The 17,435-nt window shown below is 68.4% G+C and carries 16 protein-coding genes; 9 read left to right on the top strand and 7 right to left on the bottom strand.

Features of this window, described 5'->3' with window-relative positions; genetic code table 11:
- Positions 1-35 precede the first annotated feature (35 nt).
- From ACWF0M_RS15890 to ACWF0M_RS15900, 3 genes are all read left to right on the top strand, one after another.
- Positions 36-1,613: an FAD-binding oxidoreductase gene (locus tag ACWF0M_RS15890; RefSeq protein ID WP_452236388.1), complete on the top strand. Its 1,578-nt coding sequence runs from the start codon at positions 36-38 to the stop codon at positions 1,611-1,613.
- A 118-nt stretch (positions 1,614-1,731) separates the two neighbouring features.
- On the top strand, positions 1,732-2,451 hold the full coding sequence (locus ACWF0M_RS15895) for an SDR family NAD(P)-dependent oxidoreductase (protein WP_452236389.1): 720 nt from the start codon (positions 1,732-1,734) through the stop codon (positions 2,449-2,451).
- Entirely contained in the window at positions 2,451-3,452 is a 1,002-nt protein-coding gene (locus tag ACWF0M_RS15900) for an S-adenosylmethionine:tRNA ribosyltransferase-isomerase (protein ID WP_452236421.1), read from the top strand. The genes ACWF0M_RS15895 and ACWF0M_RS15900 overlap by 1 nt, the downstream gene beginning before the upstream one ends.
- A 304-nt stretch (positions 3,453-3,756) precedes the next feature.
- Here the strand turns inward: ACWF0M_RS15900 and ACWF0M_RS15905 are convergent, their stop codons facing one another.
- The 3 genes from ACWF0M_RS15905 to ACWF0M_RS15915 all read right to left on the bottom strand — a co-directional run bounded on the left by ACWF0M_RS15905 (position 3,757) and on the right by ACWF0M_RS15915 (position 6,594).
- Positions 3,757-4,275: a GNAT family N-acetyltransferase gene (locus ACWF0M_RS15905; RefSeq protein ID WP_452236390.1), complete on the bottom strand. Its 519-nt coding sequence runs from the start codon at positions 4,273-4,275 to the stop codon at positions 3,757-3,759.
- 972 nt (positions 4,276-5,247) lie between these two features.
- The gene (locus ACWF0M_RS15910; RefSeq protein WP_452236391.1) at positions 5,248-5,991 is read right to left on the bottom strand and encodes a rhomboid family intramembrane serine protease; all 744 of its coding nucleotides are present in this window, start codon (positions 5,989-5,991) and stop codon (positions 5,248-5,250) included.
- A gap of 60 nt (positions 5,992-6,051) precedes the next feature.
- On the bottom strand, positions 6,052-6,594 hold the full coding sequence (locus ACWF0M_RS15915; RefSeq protein ID WP_452236392.1) for a peptidylprolyl isomerase: 543 nt from the start codon (positions 6,592-6,594) through the stop codon (positions 6,052-6,054).
- Between the two features lie 238 nt (positions 6,595-6,832).
- Between ACWF0M_RS15915 and ACWF0M_RS15920 the strand changes: the two genes are divergently transcribed.
- Positions 6,833-7,690, top strand: coding sequence for a hypothetical protein (locus ACWF0M_RS15920; protein ID WP_452236393.1), 858 nt, complete (start codon positions 6,833-6,835; stop codon positions 7,688-7,690).
- A gap of 98 nt (positions 7,691-7,788) precedes the next feature.
- Here the strand turns inward: ACWF0M_RS15920 and ACWF0M_RS15925 are convergent, their stop codons facing one another.
- Together ACWF0M_RS15925 and ACWF0M_RS15930 are read right to left on the bottom strand one after the other, a co-directional pair.
- Positions 7,789-8,103, bottom strand: coding sequence for a hypothetical protein (locus tag ACWF0M_RS15925; RefSeq protein ID WP_452236394.1), 315 nt, complete (start codon positions 8,101-8,103; stop codon positions 7,789-7,791).
- Positions 8,104-8,233: 130 nt separating this feature from the next.
- Entirely contained in the window at positions 8,234-8,707 is a 474-nt protein-coding gene (locus ACWF0M_RS15930) for a methylated-DNA--[protein]-cysteine S-methyltransferase (protein ID WP_452236395.1), read from the bottom strand.
- A 109-nt stretch (positions 8,708-8,816) separates the two neighbouring features.
- Between ACWF0M_RS15930 and ACWF0M_RS15935 the strand changes: the two genes are divergently transcribed.
- The 3 genes from ACWF0M_RS15935 (at position 8,817) to ACWF0M_RS15945 (ending at position 12,633) form a co-directional block, all read left to right on the top strand.
- Positions 8,817-9,542, top strand: coding sequence for a DUF4328 domain-containing protein (locus ACWF0M_RS15935; RefSeq protein WP_452236396.1), 726 nt, complete (start codon positions 8,817-8,819; stop codon positions 9,540-9,542).
- Positions 9,543-9,771: 229 nt separating this feature from the next.
- Complete coding sequence (locus ACWF0M_RS15940) at positions 9,772-11,838, top strand: DUF4328 domain-containing protein (RefSeq protein ID WP_452236397.1); 2,067 nt, start codon at positions 9,772-9,774, stop codon at positions 11,836-11,838.
- Between the two features lie 12 nt (positions 11,839-11,850).
- Positions 11,851-12,633, top strand: coding sequence for a sugar phosphate isomerase/epimerase family protein (locus ACWF0M_RS15945; protein WP_452236398.1), 783 nt, complete (start codon positions 11,851-11,853; stop codon positions 12,631-12,633).
- Here ACWF0M_RS15945 and ACWF0M_RS15950 read toward each other — a convergent pair.
- On the bottom strand, positions 12,600-13,160 hold the full coding sequence (locus ACWF0M_RS15950) for a TetR/AcrR family transcriptional regulator (protein ID WP_452236399.1): 561 nt from the start codon (positions 13,158-13,160) through the stop codon (positions 12,600-12,602). The two genes, ACWF0M_RS15945 and ACWF0M_RS15950, sit on opposite strands and share 34 nt — an antisense overlap.
- 118 nt (positions 13,161-13,278) lie before the next feature.
- Between ACWF0M_RS15950 and ACWF0M_RS15955 the strand changes: the two genes are divergently transcribed.
- Complete coding sequence (locus tag ACWF0M_RS15955; RefSeq protein WP_452236400.1) at positions 13,279-14,421, top strand: FAD-dependent oxidoreductase; 1,143 nt, start codon at positions 13,279-13,281, stop codon at positions 14,419-14,421.
- A 233-nt stretch (positions 14,422-14,654) separates the two neighbouring features.
- On the opposite strand, the gene ACWF0M_RS15960 is transcribed toward ACWF0M_RS15955, so the two are convergent.
- Positions 14,655-15,653: a LacI family DNA-binding transcriptional regulator gene (locus tag ACWF0M_RS15960; RefSeq protein WP_452236401.1), complete on the bottom strand. Its 999-nt coding sequence runs from the start codon at positions 15,651-15,653 to the stop codon at positions 14,655-14,657.
- Positions 15,654-15,944: 291 nt separating this feature from the next.
- On the opposite strand from ACWF0M_RS15960, the gene arfA reads away from it, so the two are divergent.
- A complete protein-coding gene (gene arfA / locus ACWF0M_RS15965) occupies positions 15,945-17,432 on the top strand; it encodes an arabinosylfuranosidase ArfA (protein ID WP_452236402.1) in 1,488 nt (495 codons plus the stop codon).
- The last annotated feature ends 3 nt before the right edge of the window (positions 17,433-17,435 follow it).

The raw sequence follows: 17,435 nt of genomic DNA on the forward strand, positions 1-17,435 counted from the left end.
CGCTACCTCTCAAGTCCACCGAAAGGGAGTCAGCGATGACCGAATCCGACCTTCCGGTGGTGCAACTCACGCCCGGCCGCTGGGGCGATCCCACCCACCCGGTCGAACTTCCGGCAGCGGCCCTCGACGCCCTCAAACATCTAGGCGTACGACGACCTGCCGCCGGGACCGTCGAGCCAACCGACCGACCAGGGCTCACGGCCGACCAACTGTCGTTCTTGGGTGGGATCGTCGGCGCCGAACACGTGGCCTCCGACTTGGACTCGCGCTGGGCGCACACCCGCGGCTACTCGACGACGGACCTGTTGCGACATCGCGCCGGCGACACCTCGGACCTTCCGGACGCGGTCGTCTACGCCGCCTCACACGACGAAGTGCAGGAACTGCTGACCGGTTGCGCCGAGCACGGCCTCGCCGTCGTCCCGTACTCCGGCGGTACGTCGGTTGTCGGCGGCCTCGCACCGTCCCGCCGGTTCGTGACCGTGGACCTGCGACGACTCGATCAACTGGTCGAGCTCGACGAGGTTTCACGTACGGCGACGCTGCAGGCCGGTGTCCGCGGTACTGCGGCTGAGGCGTTGCTGGCCGAGCGCGGCTACACGCTGGGGCATTTCCCGCAGTCGTACGAGGGCGCGTCGATCGGCGGATACGCGGCGGCGCGGTCCAGCGGGCAGTCGTCAGCCGGGTACGGCCGGTTCGACCAGATGGTGGTCGGCCTGACGCTCGCCACTCCACGCGGCACGATCGAGCTCGGACGCGCGCCGATGTCCGCGGCCGGCCCGGATCTGCGTCAGCTCGTACTCGGGTCCGAGGGCGCGTTCGGGATCATCACGTCGGTCGTCGTACGGATCCGGCCGCGACCGACCGAGCGGCACTTCGAGGGTTGGCGGTTCGAGAGCTTCGACACCGGGCTGGCCGCCGTACGACGACTCGCACAGGACGGACCGTTGCCGACGGTGCTCCGGCTGTCGGACGAGGTCGAGACCGCCGTGAACCTGGCCGACCCGGACGTCCTCGGCGGCGGATCCGGCGGCGTCCTCGCGATCATCGGCTTCGACGGCCCGTACAACCAGGCGACCGCGGACGTGCTGACGGCCGCGGGCGGGACGAACCTCGGCGCAGGCCCGGGTGAGACGTGGCGGGTCGGTCGCTACCGGGCGCCGTACCTCCGCGATCCCCTGCTCGACGAGGGCGCGCTCGTCGAGACCCTCGAGACAGCCGCGTTCTGGTCGCGCATCCCGGCCCTGAAGACAGCAGTCACCGAAGCGCTCGTCGGCGCCTTGAGCGGCACGCCGCCGCTGGTCCTCTGCCACATCTCCCATGTGTACGAGACCGGCGCCTCGCTCTACTTCACGGTGATCTGCGCCCAGTCCGACGACCCGATCGAGCAGTGGCGGACCGCGAAACGCGCCGCCAACCAGGCGATCGCCGACGCGGGCGGCACGATCTCGCACCACCACGGCGTCGGCACCGACCACCGCGACGCCTACGCCACCGAGATCGGCCCCCTCGCCGTCGAAGCGCTCCAGGCGGTCAAGCACACCTTCGATCCCGTCGGTGTGTTGAACCCAGGCGTGCTGTTGGCTGCGGACCCCCGCCACTCACCAACCTGAGGATTCCGCCGTGATGGCGGTGGCTGCAGACGTAGCCGCGACCGCGGGGAGACGGTTGGTGAGTGGCGGAAGTCCGGGGGGTTGACCTCAAGTTCACTTGAGGTAGGACGGTGCCGGTATGACTCCTGAACCGTCCGACCGTCCTGTTGCTCTCATCACCGGCGCGTCCGCCGGGCTCGGGCTCGCACTCGCGCACGGGCTGGCCGATCGCGGCTGGGCGCTCGTGATCGACGCTCGCGGCGCCGAAGCGCTCAAGGACGCAGCCGACGCACTGGCTGACCGCACCGACGTCGTACCGCTGGCCGGCGACGTCACCGACCCCGACCACCGCGCCGACCTGGTGGACGCGATCACCGAGCTCGGTCGGCTCGACCTGCTCATCAACAACGCCAGCTACCTCGGGCAGAGCCCGCTGCAGACACTGGCCGCAACCGACCTCTACGAGCTCAGTCGCGTGTACGAGGTCGACGTACTCGCACCAATCGCACTGACGCAGGCCCTGCTCCCCGCACTCACCGCAGCGTCCGGTGTGCTGATCAACATCAGCTCAGACGCCGCAGTGGAGGCCTACGAGACCTGGGGTGGCTACGGCTCCGCCAAGGCCGCACTGGATCACGCGACTCGAGTCCTCGCCGCTGAGCACCCAGCACTGGCGGTGTACGCAGTTGACCCGGGTGACCTGCGTACTGCGATGCACCAGGCCGCGTTCCCTGGTGAGGACATCTCCGACCGGCCCGAGCCCGCAACCGTCGTACCGGCGTTCCTGCAGTTGCTGGACAGCCGGCCGGCGAGTGGCAGGTACCGAGCGGCCGAGTTCGCGCCTGCGGTGGCCCCGTGATGGTGCACCCACACACCAGGTTCGAGCTGCCGGAGGCGTTGAACGCCGGCGAACCACCGGAGGCCCGCGGGCTCTCGCGGGATCAGGTGAAGCTGCTGGTCGCGGAGGGGTCGACCGTCACGCACACCCGCTTCGACCGCATCGGTGAACACCTGCGGCCCGGTGACCTCCTGCTGGTGAACACGTCCAGCACGTTGGCCGCCGCGGTCGACAGCTCGTCGTACACCGTGCACTTCTCGGCACCGCTCGACGACGGCACCTGGATCGTCGAGCTACGCAACGGCGGTGCACCGATGTTCGACGGTACGGCGGGCGACCGGGTGGAGCTGCCGGGAGGCGCGCTGACGTTGCTGGCGCCATACCGTGACTCGCGTCGCCTGTGGATCGCCGAGCCGCCGGTTGCCGACGTACTCGGGTACTTGCAGCGGCACGGGCGGCCGATCACCTACAACTACGTCGGCAAGCAGTGGCCGCTGGCGTCGTACCAGACCGTCTTTGCTCGCGACCCTGGTAGTGCGGAGATGCCGAGCGCCGCCAGACCGTTCAGCTTCGAGCTGGTGAGCTACCTGGCGTCGCAGGGCGTACTGATCGCACCGATCCTGCTGCACTGCGGCGTGTCCTCACTGGAGAGCCACGAGCCACCCCAACCCGAGCGGTACGACGTACCCGCGCACACGGCTCGTCTCGTCAACTGGGTCAAGGCCAACGGCGGCCGGGTGATCGCGGTCGGCACCACCGCCGTACGCGCCATCGAATCAGCCACGACCCCCGACGGCACCGTCACCCCGTCCCACGGCTGGACCGACCTCATCCTCGGCCCGGACCGCCCGCCGTACGTAGTCGACGGGCTCATCACCGGCTGGCACGCCCCCGAGGCGTCCCACCTACTCCTCCTCGAGTCCGTGGCCACCCCCGACCAGGTCCAACGCGCCTACGACGCCGCCATCCAAGAGCACTACCTCTGGCACGAATTCGGCGACAGCTGCCTTCTACTGCGCTGACTTCAGGAGGCCTTGGCGGGGTGTTTCTGCTGTGAGATGCGGTTGGTGGTCTGTAGGGCGGTGACCGCGCTCGGAGATTCCGGTGGGGCGGGCCGCACTACCTGGTGTTCGTTTCCCGGGCGGGCTCGTTTGTCCACTGCGCGTGGGCTCATACGGATGTCCTAACCACTTCGGTCCCCCGTCGGGACGTCACTCGATTAGACGAGCCCGCCACCCCGCTTGTCACCAGCTTTTATCCAACTGAGCAAAAGTTGTGGCCTAGGCCGCTTGTCCCTACAGCCCCACCCGCACCACGCGCAACTTGTCAGCGGCTGGGGCGTTCGAAGATGAGTTCCAGGCCGTCTTCCTCGTCCCACTGTTCGCCGTTCTCGACGAAGCCGAAGCCGGCGATGGTGGCCAGCGATGCCTCGTTGGTGGGGCTGATCGTGGCCCGGACGGTCCGTACGGCGGGTTCGGCCGCGGCACGTTCAAGGAGCGCGGTCACGATCGCCTTGGCGAAACCCTGGCGCCGGTGCAGCGGGTCGACTGTGTAGCCGATCTCCACCATGCCGGCCTCGTCGGGTGGACCGTGGAAACCGGCATAGCCGACCACGATCCCGTCGGCCACGGCGAGCTTGACGAGCCACCCGAAGGTGCTGGGATCGCGGGTCAGCTGATCGAGCCGGTACTGCCAGAGCCACTTGGCCCTGTCGGTGAGGAACTCGTCGCCGAGTGGGAAACCGAGCTCGGTCTGTGCCGCGGGACGGTCGTCGGCCAGCAACGCGCTCAGCGCGCTACCGGTCATCTCGACGAAGCGAACCGCCCGGGAGGAAGTAGTAGTCATCACCCTCATCTTCAGCCCGAGCCGGCCCGCCAGACGAACCATTAACCGGCCCTCCGGTCCGATGTGTGGGTGTTGGCTGCCGCATCCGGAGACGTGAGACAAGCCGTGGAGGCCCGGAACCCGACACACCCTGTCTCCGCCCACCAGTTCCTGTCTCCACTCCCACCGCACCACACCACCGCCCGCCCGCACCGCCGCATGCACCGCACCACCGCCCCGCACCGCACCACCGCACCACCGCACCACCGCACCACCGCCCGCCCGCAACATGCACCGCTGCATGCACCGCACCACCCGCATACACCGCACTACCCCCATGCACCGCACCACCGCCCGCCCGCACCGCCACATGCACCGCACCACCTCATGCACCGCCCGGTCCATGCCGTCGGCCGGCCCCGAGGTCGGGCGCGACGAGAGCCCTCGCACACGAGGGGATATCCGTCGGTGTTGTGGCTTCTCCGGTGGTGTTAGAGGGGAGAACCCACAACGCCAGGGGATATCCGTTCTTGTGCTGGGTGGGTGGCTGGGTGATGGGGTTGGTGGCGGGACGGGTGCTCGGGGCGGGGTGGTGTGCGCGCTCGACAGGTAGTGCACCGGCGAGACGGTGTACGCGCGGGCGCGTTCACGCTCAGGTGCACTACCCGTTCACTCGACACCTCCTGTCGAGCGTGCACATCACACCAAGCCCCGCCGCCGCCCTGGAACTCGTCGACCACCCACACATCTGTCACATGAGCCCATTAACCCCAGTAGCGCCTCCGCGGACCTGCGGACGCAGAGTTGGTGCGCGCCAGCGCCTGGGGTGGTTCGGGTATCTGAGTTCGGATTGAGGTAGGGCAGCCAGTCCGGGCGGTGCGGTGGGGCGGTGTACGTATCGGTCGAATGGCGGCGGTAGCCGCACGCTGAGCGGCGGTAGCCGCGCGCAGTTGGGTGGGGGGAGCACCGGGTCGGGGGGTCTTCCGGCGCGGTTTAGGCGGATTGTTTGTTGCGGCGGTGGTTGGAGAGTTGTAGGTAGATCCAGGCGACCGCGGCGCCTACTACGAAACCGCCTAGGTGGCCTTCCCAGGAGACGTTCGGGATGGCGAAGGACAGGAAGGCGGTGACGGCGACGTACATGATGATCCAGGTGATGTCCTGGCCGCGGGCGCGGTTGATCACCAGGAGGGCGCCGACCAGGCCTAGGACTGCTCCGGACGCGCCGAGGGTTGCGCCGCCGGGGGGCGACAGGATCCAGACCGCGATGCTGCCGCCTAGCGCGGACAGCAGGTAGAGGATCGTGAACCGGAGCCGGCCGAGCATCTGCTCGAGGATCGGGCCGAGCTGCCAGAGCATGAACAGGTTCGAGAAGATGTGGAAGAACTGCACGTGGGTGAACGCCGACGTGAGCAGGCGCCACGGCTCACTCTCGGCGAGCACCGGGACCATCACCAGGTCGCCGAGGAGCTGCGGGCTGCCGGTGCGGACACCGATGAAGACCAGGACGTTCAGCGCGAGCAGCGTGTAGGTGACGACCTGCTGGCTACCGGCGCGCTGGATGCCGCCGAGCGACGTACGGGTCCGCGGGACCGATCGGACGCCCTCGTTGAAACAGTTCGGGCACTGGAAGCCGACGGCGGCGCTGTTCATGCACGCGGGGCAGATCGGCCGGTCGCAGCGCTGGCAGCGCACCCCGGCCGGCCGATCCGGGTGCCGGTAGCAGACGGTCTCGGTCACGCGGGTTGCGTCCTCCTGTGAAAGAACGGGACCGGGTGTGCCCGGCCCCGCTCCGAAAAATCAGGCGTTCTTGCGCTCGACGACGACCTTGTTGATGACGATCGGCTCGAGCGGCCGGTCGCCGGGTGCGGTGTCGGCGGTCGCGATCGCGTCCACGACCTTCTTCGAGTCGTCGTCGACGACCTCACCGAAGATCGTGTGCTTGCGGTTCAGGTGCGGCGTCGGGACCACGGTCACGAAGAACTGCGAACCGTTGGTGCCGTGGCCGAACTGGATGCCGGCGTTCGCCATCGCGAGCAGGTACGGACGGTCGAACTGGAGCTCCGGGTGGATCTCGTCGTCGAACTGGTACCCGGGCGTGCCGGTGCCGGTACCGAGCGGGCAGCCGCCCTGGATCATGAACCCGTCGATCACCCGGTGGAACCCGAGGCCGTCGTAGAACGGCTTGGTGACCTGCTCCCCGGTCTCCGGGTCGGTCCACTCCTTGGTGCCCTCGGCCAGGCCGACGAAGTTGCTCACCGTCTTCGGCGCGTGGTTGGGGAACAACCTGATGACGACGTCGCCCTTGTTCGTCTGCAGGGTCGCGTACAGCTCTTCGGCCACGGGAGTCACTCCTAGTCGGATTACTACGGCTTACCCCTCGATCCTGTCATGTCGGTTCAAGAACCCTGGCATTGACGCGGATGTGTACGCAGAGTGCGGTGGGGGCACAGGGTTATCGGCTTGGGACGTCGTACGATGCAGATGAAGCCGGGTTTGTCCAGAGTCGTCACCAGAAAAGCCCATGTCGCCGATGGGCGGGAGAGCTGTCCGCGGCGCGGGCGGCACCGAGGAGGGAACCGTGGGTTTGAGGAAGTCCAAGGACCGGGTCGAGGCCGCAAGGGGCCGCGTCCGGCCGCTCGCCGAGTCGGCGTCGGAGAAGCTCGGACCGGCCGTCGGCCAGGTCCGCGACCATCTCGCACCGGCTATGGGCACCGCACGGGAGAAGGTGTCGCCGTACGCCGAGAAGGCTGTCGAGCGGGGCGCGCACCTCGCCCACCAGGCGGTGGAGAAGGCCGGTCCGGTGCTCGATGACGCGCTCTCCAAGGTCGGTCCGGCCACCGAGCACGCGGCCGAGAAGGCCCGCGAGCGGCTGAACGACGACGTACTGCCGAAGGTCACCGCTGCGCTGGCGACCCTGGCAGCCGCCGCCGAACCGGTCGTCGAGGAGACCGCCCGCCGCGGCAAGGCCACCAAGGCCGCCCTGAAGGGTGAGCTCGAGGTGCCGAAGAAGAGCCACAAGCTCCGTAACGTGGTGCTGTTCCTGGGTCTCGGCGCGCTGGCCGCGGCAGCGGTGAAGAAGCTGCTGACCCCGCCGGAGCCGGCCTGGCAGTCCACGCCGACCAGCGGTCGCGACTACAGCTCCGCCCCGGCGGGTACGTCGTCGCGCCCGACCGACACCACGTCGTCCAACGGCAAGTCCGACGCCAAGCCGGAGGCCGACACCGCGAAGACCGACACCGCAAAGACTGACGCGCCCAAGACCGATGGTCCGAAGACCGATGGTCCGGCGGACGGTCCCAAGGCCGAGGCGCCGAAGGCCGAGGCTCGGCCGGAAGCGGCCAAGGACGAGGTGAAGGCCGCCTCGAACGGCGCCACGAAGAAGACCACGACCAGGAAGTCGACGGGCTCGGGCGATTCCAGGCCCAGCGACTCCTGACACCACCGCAACTGACACCACCGCAACGGCGAAGGTCCCGAACCCCGGCTGGGATTCGGGACCTTCGTCTGTCCGGACGTCGCCTTGCGCGAACGACGTCAGTTGACCTGCGGTTCCGGGTCGTCGGACTTCGCGATTGTGTAGCGGCCGGCGGACAGGAGTTGAGTGGCGTACCGGTGCGTGATGCACGGGTAGGTGCCGCCGCAGCTCAGGCAGACCGCGTTGTTGCGGTGCAGCCAGGGGACGACCTTGAGCCGCTTGGTCCAGGTCAGTGGCTCCCGGTCCGGAGCGTGCATCTTCAGTGCCGCGCGGGCGGCGTCCTGGATCTCGGGGGCGGACCATTCCTCGGCGCTCTTGTTCATCAGGGCACTGAGGTCGGGGTGGTGGTGGTCAGTGGTGCGGGCTTTGTTCATTTATATGTGTCTTCCAAGCAGGTGGGAGGACGCGTGAATCACTCGCTTCAAACGTTAGTGCCCATAGCTGGTCACCGCGCCTCGATTAGCCCGCACCGAGTGTCAGATCTTCGTCAGGTCTGCGGTCGGGTCAGGTCCAGAGCGTCTCGAGGGTGACGCGGGCCTCGAGTTCGAGCAGGTGCCGCTTGGTCGGGATGCCACCGCCGAAGCCGACCATCTTGCCGCCGGCGCCGACGACCCGGTGGCAGGGCACGACGATCGCGATCGGGTTGCGGTTGCACGCCGTACCGACCGCGCGGGCGGCACCCGCGTCGCCGACGACCTTCGCGACGTCGCCGTACGTCTGCATCTCGCCGTACGGGATCCGGGTGAGTTGGGTCCAGACCGCGCGCTCGAAGTCGGAGCCGTTGCGGACCGACAGCGGCAGCGTGAACTCCTGGAGCTCGCCGGCGAAGTACGCCTTCAACTGCTCGGCGGCCTCGGTGAGCAGCGGATCGGCGCCGAGCGGTCGGTCGGTCGCCCCGAAGTGCAGACGGCACAGCCCGGTCTCGTCGACCGCGAGCGTGAGGTCGCCGATCGGAGAATCGACCACGGACCATTCCATACGACCATCCTCCACATCCCCACCGACAGTTTCTGGCAGGAATGCGCCACGGAGCGGCCGCAACCGGATGTTCTCGCTCGGTCACGGCCTGTTGTGCTATGTCTGATCCATGCCGAGCCGGGCGTCGCAAGTACCGCTGGACCGGTGGTTCAGTTCCGAGCGGGCGATGGGTATCGGTGCGTCGATCCTGATCGGGGTTGTCACCGTCACCACGTGGTCGACCGCGTGGTCGGACTGGAACCTGTACCGGACCCGCAAGGTGTACGGCGGCGACCCGGACAAACTGGCCGAGGCGGACCTGATCTCCGGCTCGCTCGGGATCGTCGCCGCGCTGGCGCTGCTCGCGGCCGCGGTGGTGTTCATCGTCTGGCTGTGGCGGGTCCGCTGGAACGCGGAGATGTTCTGCCGCGGCGAGCACCGGTTCACCCGCGGCTGGGTGCTCGGGTGCTGGCTCGTCCCGGTGGTGAACCTCTGGTACCCGAAGCAGGTCGTCGACGATGTCGTCGCGGCCAGCGACCCGCGGACCGATCCGTTGATCCCGATGCTCAAGGACGTTCCGGGCACGCAACTGGTCTGGGCGTGGTGGCTGACCTGGGTGGCCGGCCTGGTCACCGGGAACATCGTGCAAAGAGGTGTTCTCGTCGGCGCGTCGGAGCTGGGAGATCTGCGCACGAACGTCATACTTTCCTCCGTCTCGGCGCTGTTCACCACCGGCGCGGCGGTGCTCGCAGTCATCCTGATCCAGCGGATCGACGAGCTTCAGAGCATGCGTCCGTGGGTGCCGTGGTGGGCGGTCGGGACACCGCAGAGTGGCTTCCAACCACCTGCGCGGTAAACCAAAGCGTCACGCCCCGTCCGGTGCCTCGTTACCTTTGGTGATGGGCGTACGAAAAGAACACGTTAAGTCGACACCCTCTGTGCTGGGGCCGACTGCCCTGGCGTACCTACTTCGTGGTATCAATGTGGCTCGGTCACGCGGGGGCAGGGCCAGGCAGAGACGCCGAACAGACGACGGAGTTCCAGCAACGCGAGGGACGCGAGACGTGAGCCACCCGCAGGCATTGATGACTGCTGTCGAGGACCAGGAAGAGTGGCAGCCGCACGCGGCTGAGGACTTCCAGCAAGTCGGGACGGTCGGCAAGATCGCGATCGGACTGCTGGGCGCGTCAACGGTCACCCACCTGCTGTCCACCTGGTCTGACTGGAACACGTACTCCGTCGTGCACCGCTACCTCGGCGGGATGCCGAACGTCGACGACGCGGATCTGAACCGCGCCGACGCGATCGCCAAGGTCACTGCGATTCCGAACGTGATCATCTCGGTCGCCGCCGCGGTCGTCTTCGTCATCTGGTTGTGGCGGGCCCGGGTCAACTCCGAGGTGTTCAGCCAGGCCGACCACCGCCGCAGCCACGGCTGGGTGCTGGCCAGTTGGTTCGTCCCCGGCCCCAACCTCTGGTACCCGAAACAGATCGTCGACGACGTCTGGATCGCCAGCGACCCGAAGACCCCTGTGTACAGCGACGACCTGCGCCGGTTCAGGACGCCGACCCTCACGTCCGTGTGGTGGGTCGCCTGGATCGGCGCTCTCGCGTTCGACGTGGTGGTCCGCCGGTTCCTGATGTGGATGGAAGCCACCGTCGGATCGTTGCGCGGTATCGCCCTGGCCGGTTCGGCGTCGCTCGTGCTGACGGTCGTGTCCGCGGTCGCCGCGACGATGGTGATCCGCAAGATCAACCACATGCAGACCACGCGCCCGTGGGTGCCGTGGTGGGACCAGGGCCCGAAGCTCAGCGCCGTCCCGTCGTACGAGGTGACACAGGTTCCGTCGTACGCGAACGACGACACCGATGAGCAGCCCGCGATCTCCGAGCCGATCGCCGCCGGGCCCGCGCTGGGTCTGGTCCGCCAGCCGCAGTTGGAGATGGCTGGTGGTGGCCCGCAGGCGGGTAGCCCGTTCGCGCCGACCCCGGCACCGCAGGCCCCGGCCGCATATGCTCCGGCGGCGCCGTACGAGCAGGCGCCTGTGCAGAGTCCGTTCGCGCCGCAGAGCTTCCCGGGTGACGGCGCGGCAGCGTTCGCCGGCGGTCAGCAGTCCGGCGATGCGCCGAAATGGAGCCCGTTCGCTCCGGTTGCCGAGAGCTGGCAGGACGACGAGGCCGGTCCGGCGACCGAGCAGTTCAACCCGATCGAGACCTGGCGGGACGAGAAGCCGGTCGCAGAGACGACGTACGAGGCGCCGCAGCAGCAGAGCTGGGAGGACTACCGGAGCTCGGTCACCGCGGACGTGCTCGGTACGACGAGCAGCTGGCGCGACGAGGCGACTCCGATGACTGTTGTGCAGCCCGACCCGTACGCCTACCAGCCCGAGCCGGAACCGCAGCCGGCGGAGGAGCCGTGGGCGGCGCGCTACTCCTCCGAGCCGTACTCGTACGAGTCCGACTACCTCACCTCGACGGCCTCCCCAGTGGAGGCACAGACCGCACCCGAGCCTGAGCCCGCGCCCGTTGCGCGCGCTGGCCGCCGGGCCGCTCGGGTCGCGGTCGACAGCCCGTCGGCGATCCAGCCGGCGGTGCCTAGCCACTCGACGCAGGACACCCAGGCCGAGTCGCACGACACGTACTCGTCGTACTCGGACCACAACGTCTACGGCCAGTCCGAGCACGCGCAGCCGTCGTCGCACGTGTCCGCGTCGTCCGGGTACTACGAGCCGGCGCCGGCCCCGACGAGCTACCAGGAGCCGGACGACTTCCTGACTCCGTCGAAGCCGCTCCCGCCGGTGCCGTCGTACGGTCCGGAGCCGACGTACTCGTCCGGTGACGGTTACTCGAGCCAGGAGACGTCGTACACCTCGGACTACTCGTCCTCGTACAACTCTGAGTCCTACAGCTCGGGCAACTACGAGTACGACGCGTACGGCAACAATGGCGGCTCGGAGTACAGCAGCACTGAGTCGTACGAGACCTACAGCCCGAACTACGCCACTGAGTCGTACGGGACGCAGTACTCGCCAGAGCCGGAGCAGGCCGAGTACCAGCAGCAGACGCCGTACGCCTCTGAGCAGGAGCAGCCGACGGACCCGGAGCAGCCGACCAGTCCGCGGACCCAGCCGCGCCGTGGCCGCTGGATCTGATCAGATAGCTGTATGCGTCTAGGTTTCGCCACCCTCGGCTGTCCCGGAGCTGCACTCGACGACGTCCTAGATCTTGCTCAGGGCAACAACTTCACCGGTCTGGAGTTGCGGGCCGCGCCGGACGAGTTCACGAACACGGGCCTGTCGGCGACGCAGCGCCGGGATGTACGGACCCGGATCGAGGACGCCGGCCTGGAGATCTTCGCGGTCAGCAGCTACGTGAAGCTCTGCGCGGTCGAGGAGCAGCCACTCGAGGCGCACCTCGAACTCGCCGCGGATCTCGGCGCCCGAGGCGTTCGCGTGTTCCCCGGCGACGATCCCGGCGTGGGTACGACGGATGGCCCGAGCGCCGGTGAGATCCGCGCGCTCGACCGCGTGACGACCGCACCGAAGGACGTCCCGATCCTGCTGGAGACGCACGACTCGCACTCGACCGCGCGACAGGTCGCTGCGTTCTGTGTGCTGCTCGACAACGACGTCCCCGGCCACAACGTGAAGGCGCTCTGGGACACGTCGCACACGTGGTCGCACGGCGAGACCCTGGCGGAGTCGTTCGACCTGCTGCGCCCGTGGCTCGAGCTCGTCCAGTTCAAGCAGGCTGACTCGGCGCAGGACTACCGCCCGGTCGCGATCGATGCCGGCGACTTCCCGATCCGGGAGTTGCTGACTGTGCTCGCCGGAACCGACTACCCGCTCTCACTCGAGTGGGAGCTCAAGTGGCACCCGCAGTTGCCGTCACTGGCCGAGACGCTGCCGGCTGTTCACACCTGGCTGGGAGCCGGCGAGGTCAAGTAGCGGGCCAGCGTTGGTCCGAGCCAGGCGACCACCTCGTCGTCGGGCATGGTCGCGATCGGCGGGATGCCGAGGATGTACCGGCAGAGCGCGAAGCCGAGCACCTGACTCGCGACCAGGCCGGCCCGTACGTCGGGTTGGTCGACTGCCTGCATCCGCAACGTCGGCGCGAGCTGCGCCGCGAAGATTCCGCGCATGCGCTCGACTGCTACCTCGTTGGTGACCGCGGTCCGCAGCAGCACCCGGAGTGAGTCGTCCGCCTCCCAGCGCTCCAGGAAGTGCCGCGCGAGCACCTCCCCCAGCGACTCCAGCGGTACGTCGCCGAAGTCCGGCAGCGTGATGTCGAACTCGGCTGCCGCCGCGAACAGCTTCTCCTTGCTGCCGTAGTACCGCATCACCATCGCCGGGTCGATCGCCGCATCCGCCGCGATCGCCCGGATCGTCGCCCGCTCGTACCCGTCCGCGCCGAATCGCTCACGTGCGGCCGCGAGGATCGCCGCCCGGGTCCGATCGGACTTCTTCTCCGCCATGTCCCCAGCATATGCCAACACCTGTTGACTTTCGCCGGCAGCAGGCTTAGCGTAAAAGTCAACAAGCGTTGATAAACAACAAGCCCCCGCTTCAGTCGGGGTGGGGAGAGGAGCGACGATGACTCCGCAGCAAACAGAGGTTGTGGTGGTGGGTGCGGGTCCGGTCGGGCTCGCCGTGGCAGTCGGGCTCCGGCTGCACGGACATGACGTGGTGGTGGTCGATCAGCAGGCGGCTGGGGCGAACACCTCGCGGGCATGCGTGATCCACCCGCGGACGCTGGAGGTGCTGGAGCAGCTCGGCGTCACCAAGAGGCTCGTCGACCTCGGCCTGGAGCTCGAGAACTTCGCGATCCGCGCCGGCGACCGCAAGCTGATCCCGGTCGGCTTCGCGGACCTACCGACCGACTACCCGTTCGTGACGATGATCCCCCAGCCGGTCACCGAGCAGGTACTACTCGAACGCCTCGAGGAGCTCGGCGGCTCGGTGCTCCGTCCGTACGCCGCAACCGGCCTGACCCAGACCGCCGACGGTGCCGAGGTCACGCTCGACAACGGCGACGTGATCAAGGCGCAGTACGTCGTGGCAGCCGACGGAATGAACAGCACGATCCGCGAACTCGCCGGACTGCGGATGCCGGGCAACACCCTGCAGATCTCGTGCAGCCTGGTTGATGTACGCGTCGACGGCGGCCTGCCGGTCGACGAGGTCGCGCTGTACTTCGCCTCTGCCGGACTGCTCGTGGTGGCGCCGTTGCCGGACGGAAGCTTCCGCCTGGTCGCCGAGGTGCACGACGCACCGGAGCACCCCGATCTCGCCTACGCGCAGCGGTTGCTGGCCGACCGCGGTCCGCGGAAGGCGCACCCGAAGGTCACCGAGGTGGTCTGGGGCTCCCGGTTCCGCATCCACGAGCGCGTGGCGGACAACTACCGCGCCGGCCGCGTGCTGCTGGCCGGCGACGCCGCCCACACGCACAGCCCCGCCGGCGGTCAGGGCATGAACCTCGGTCTGCGCGACGCGGTCACCCTGGCGGACGCAGTCTCGACCGCGCTGGCCGGAGACGAGTCGGGCCTCGACGCGTACGCCACGAACTGCCGCGCCGAGGCGGTCCGGGTGATCGGCCTAGCCCACCGCCTCACGCGCCTCGCGAACGTCCCACCCGCGATCCGCCCGCTCCGCAACGCCGTACTCACCCTCATCGGCCGAGTCACCAAGCCCCAAACCGCCCTAGCCAAACAACTAGCCGGCTTCCCAAACCGCTGACGCATTCAACCCATCCAGCCGCACAACAACCCACCGGCTGCACAAACCCGCCGGTTGCACGACAACCTGCTGGCTGCGCTGGGCGGAGTACGACCCGCGCCTCTCCTACGCGAGTGGATATCCGCTCGTGTTGGGGGTTCTCCCCTCGTACACCACCGGAGAACCCACAACGCGAGGGGATATCCACTGATGTGTGGGTGGTGCTCCGCGGCAGGAGACCGGAGTACGGAGTGTCAGCCGGCGGTCGACTCGCGGATCTTCAGGGTGTACGGGACGGTGAGGTCGCGGTGGGTTGATTCGGCGTTGCCGGCGATTCGGTCGAGGAGGAGAGCTACTGCGTTGTCGGCGAGCCACTCCTTGTCGGGTGAGATCGTGGTGAGGGACGGCGAGTGGTACCGGCCGTCCTCGATGTCGTCGAAGCCGACCACAGCGACGTCCTGCGGTACGCGCAGGCCCGCGTCGGCCAGCGTCCGCAGGGCGCCCAGGGCGAGCAGGTCGTTGAAGCAGAACACCGCGTCCGGCGGCTCCGGCAGCGCGAGCAGTTCGCGCATCGACGCGGCTCCGTCGAGCCGGTGGTACCCGGTGCCGGCGAGCTCGAGCGCAGTGTCGTGCGGCATCCCGGCTACCTTCAGCGCCTTCCGGTACCCCTTCCGCCGTACCGCACCGGTGCTCGTCCCGCCGACGCCGATCGCCGCGATCCGATGCTTGCCGAGTGAGATCAGATGCGTGGTCGCGTCGTACGACGCCTGCACCGAGTCGACCGCGACGCGGTCGAACTGGCCGCCGGCCGGTCGTTCACCGAGCAGGACCAGCGGCTTCCCGGTATCCGCCGAGGTGAGCTTGGCCGGGGCGGTGGCGAGTGGGGAGAAGATGATGCCGTCGATCAGCTGTCCACGCATGCCGTCCAGGACGAACCGCTCGGCGGCCGACTCGCCCTCGGTCTGGTCGATCAGCACCGTGATCCCGCGACGTTTCGCGGCCCGGCTGATCTCGGCTCCGAGTTCGGCGAAGTACGGCGAACCCATCTCCGGGATCGCCAGCGCGATGAAGTCCGAGCGGCCCTTGCGCAGCGAGCGGGCGCTGACGTTCGGCTTGTAGTCCAGCGCGGCGATCGCGTCCTCGACCTTGGCGCGGGTGCGCGCGGTGATGTGCGGGTAGTCGTTGATCACGTTCGAGACGGTCTTCACCGACACACCGGCCCGCGCGGCCACGTCACTCAGCCTGGTCGCCATCGCAGAACCTCCAGTCACCGTCCCGTCGCCCGAGTGTGCCACGCCCAGCACCCCTCCCGCCCGACCACCAGCCGCGCCGATCCACCGCGCCGATCCACCGCGCCGAGTCCCGTGCCGATTTGCCTGGCTGACCCATCAGTTCGGGGGGTTTGTGAGCCGCACTCAGGGTGTGGAACCCGCGAGTTGGTGGGTCGGCCGGGGAAATGGGGTGAGGTGGTGAGGTCTTTACAGGGGATGTCAATCGTTGTAGACATCCACGTTAAACGTTGTAAACGACTCTGGGGAGGCCCTGTGGCGCGGCTCGTGGTTGACCCTGCGTTCGTCGTTGGCGACCTGGACCGTCGCGTGTTCGGATCGTTCGTCGAGCACATGGGACGTTGCGTCTACACGGGGATCTACGAGCCAGGGCATCCGACCGCCGATGCGGACGGGTTCCGGCAGGACGTGCTCGAGCTGGTTCGGGAGCTCGGCGTGACCGCGATCCGCTACCCGGGCGGGAACTTCGTCTCGAACTACGACTGGGAGGACGGCGTCGGGCCGAAGGACGAGCGGCCGCGGCGGCTCGACCTGGCCTGGCGGGCGATCGAGCCGAACCAGTTCGGCACCGACGAGTTCGTCGCCTGGTCGCGCAAGGCCGGCGTACAGCCGATCTGGGCGGTCAATCTCGGCACCCGCGGGATCCGCGAGGCCGTCGACCTGCTCGAGTACTGCAACCTGCCGGCCGGCACCGCGCCGGCCGATCGCCGGGTCGCGAACGGCAGCCCGGAGCCGCACGACATCCGGATCTGGTGCCTGGGCAACGAAATGGACGGCCCGTGGCAGATCGGCCACAAGACCGCCGAGGAGTACGCGCGACTCGCCGAGGAGACCGCGAACGCGATGCGCCGCGTCGATCCCGGCCTCGAACTGGTCGCCTGCGGATCGAGCAACGCCGGGATGCCGACGTTCGGCGACTGGGAACGCGTCGTCCTGGAGCGCACCTACGACCTGGTCGACCACATCAGCCTGCACGCGTACTACGAGCCGCGCGACGGCGACCAGGCGAGTTTCCTGGCGGCCGCCGAGGAGATGGACCGGATGATCTCCGCGGTGATCGCGACCGCCGACCACGTGAAGGCGCTCAAGCGCAGCGACAAGGAGCTGACGCTGTCCTTCGACGAGTGGAACGTCTGGTACCAGCAGCACTTCCCCGGCGAGCTCGGCCTGCCGATCCGCGAGGTCGGTCCGCTGATCGAGGACACCTACACGGTCGACGACGCGGTGGTCGTCGGCAGCCTGCTGATCACGCTGCTCCGGCACGCCGACCGGGTGAAGATCGCTTGCCTCGCGCAACTGGTGAACGTGATCGGACCGATCCGCACCGAGCCCGGTGGGCGCGCGTGGCGGCAGACGATCTTCTACCCGTTCGCCTTGACCGCGCAGTACGCCGGTCCGACCGTGCTGCGGACCGGCGTGAGCGGCGGTCCCGAGATCGACACGGCCGCCTTCGGCCGGATCCCGGCGCTGTGGAGCACAGCGACGTACGACGAAAGCACCGGGGAGACCGCGATCTTCGTGGTGAACCGGAGCGAGACGGACAAGATCGACCTGGAAATCCCGGTGTCCGGGCGAGTGATCCGGCACCTTGCCCTGTACGACGAGGATCGCTCCGCCGTGAACACCGCGGACGATCCGGACCGGGTCCAGCCCCGGACCGTCGACGCCACCGAGGTCGTCGACGGTGTCTGCCGTGCCACGCTGCCGCCCGCATCGTGGCACGTGATTCAACTCAGCAGTTGATTC

The organism is Kribbella sp. NPDC055110 (genome assembly GCF_053607525.1).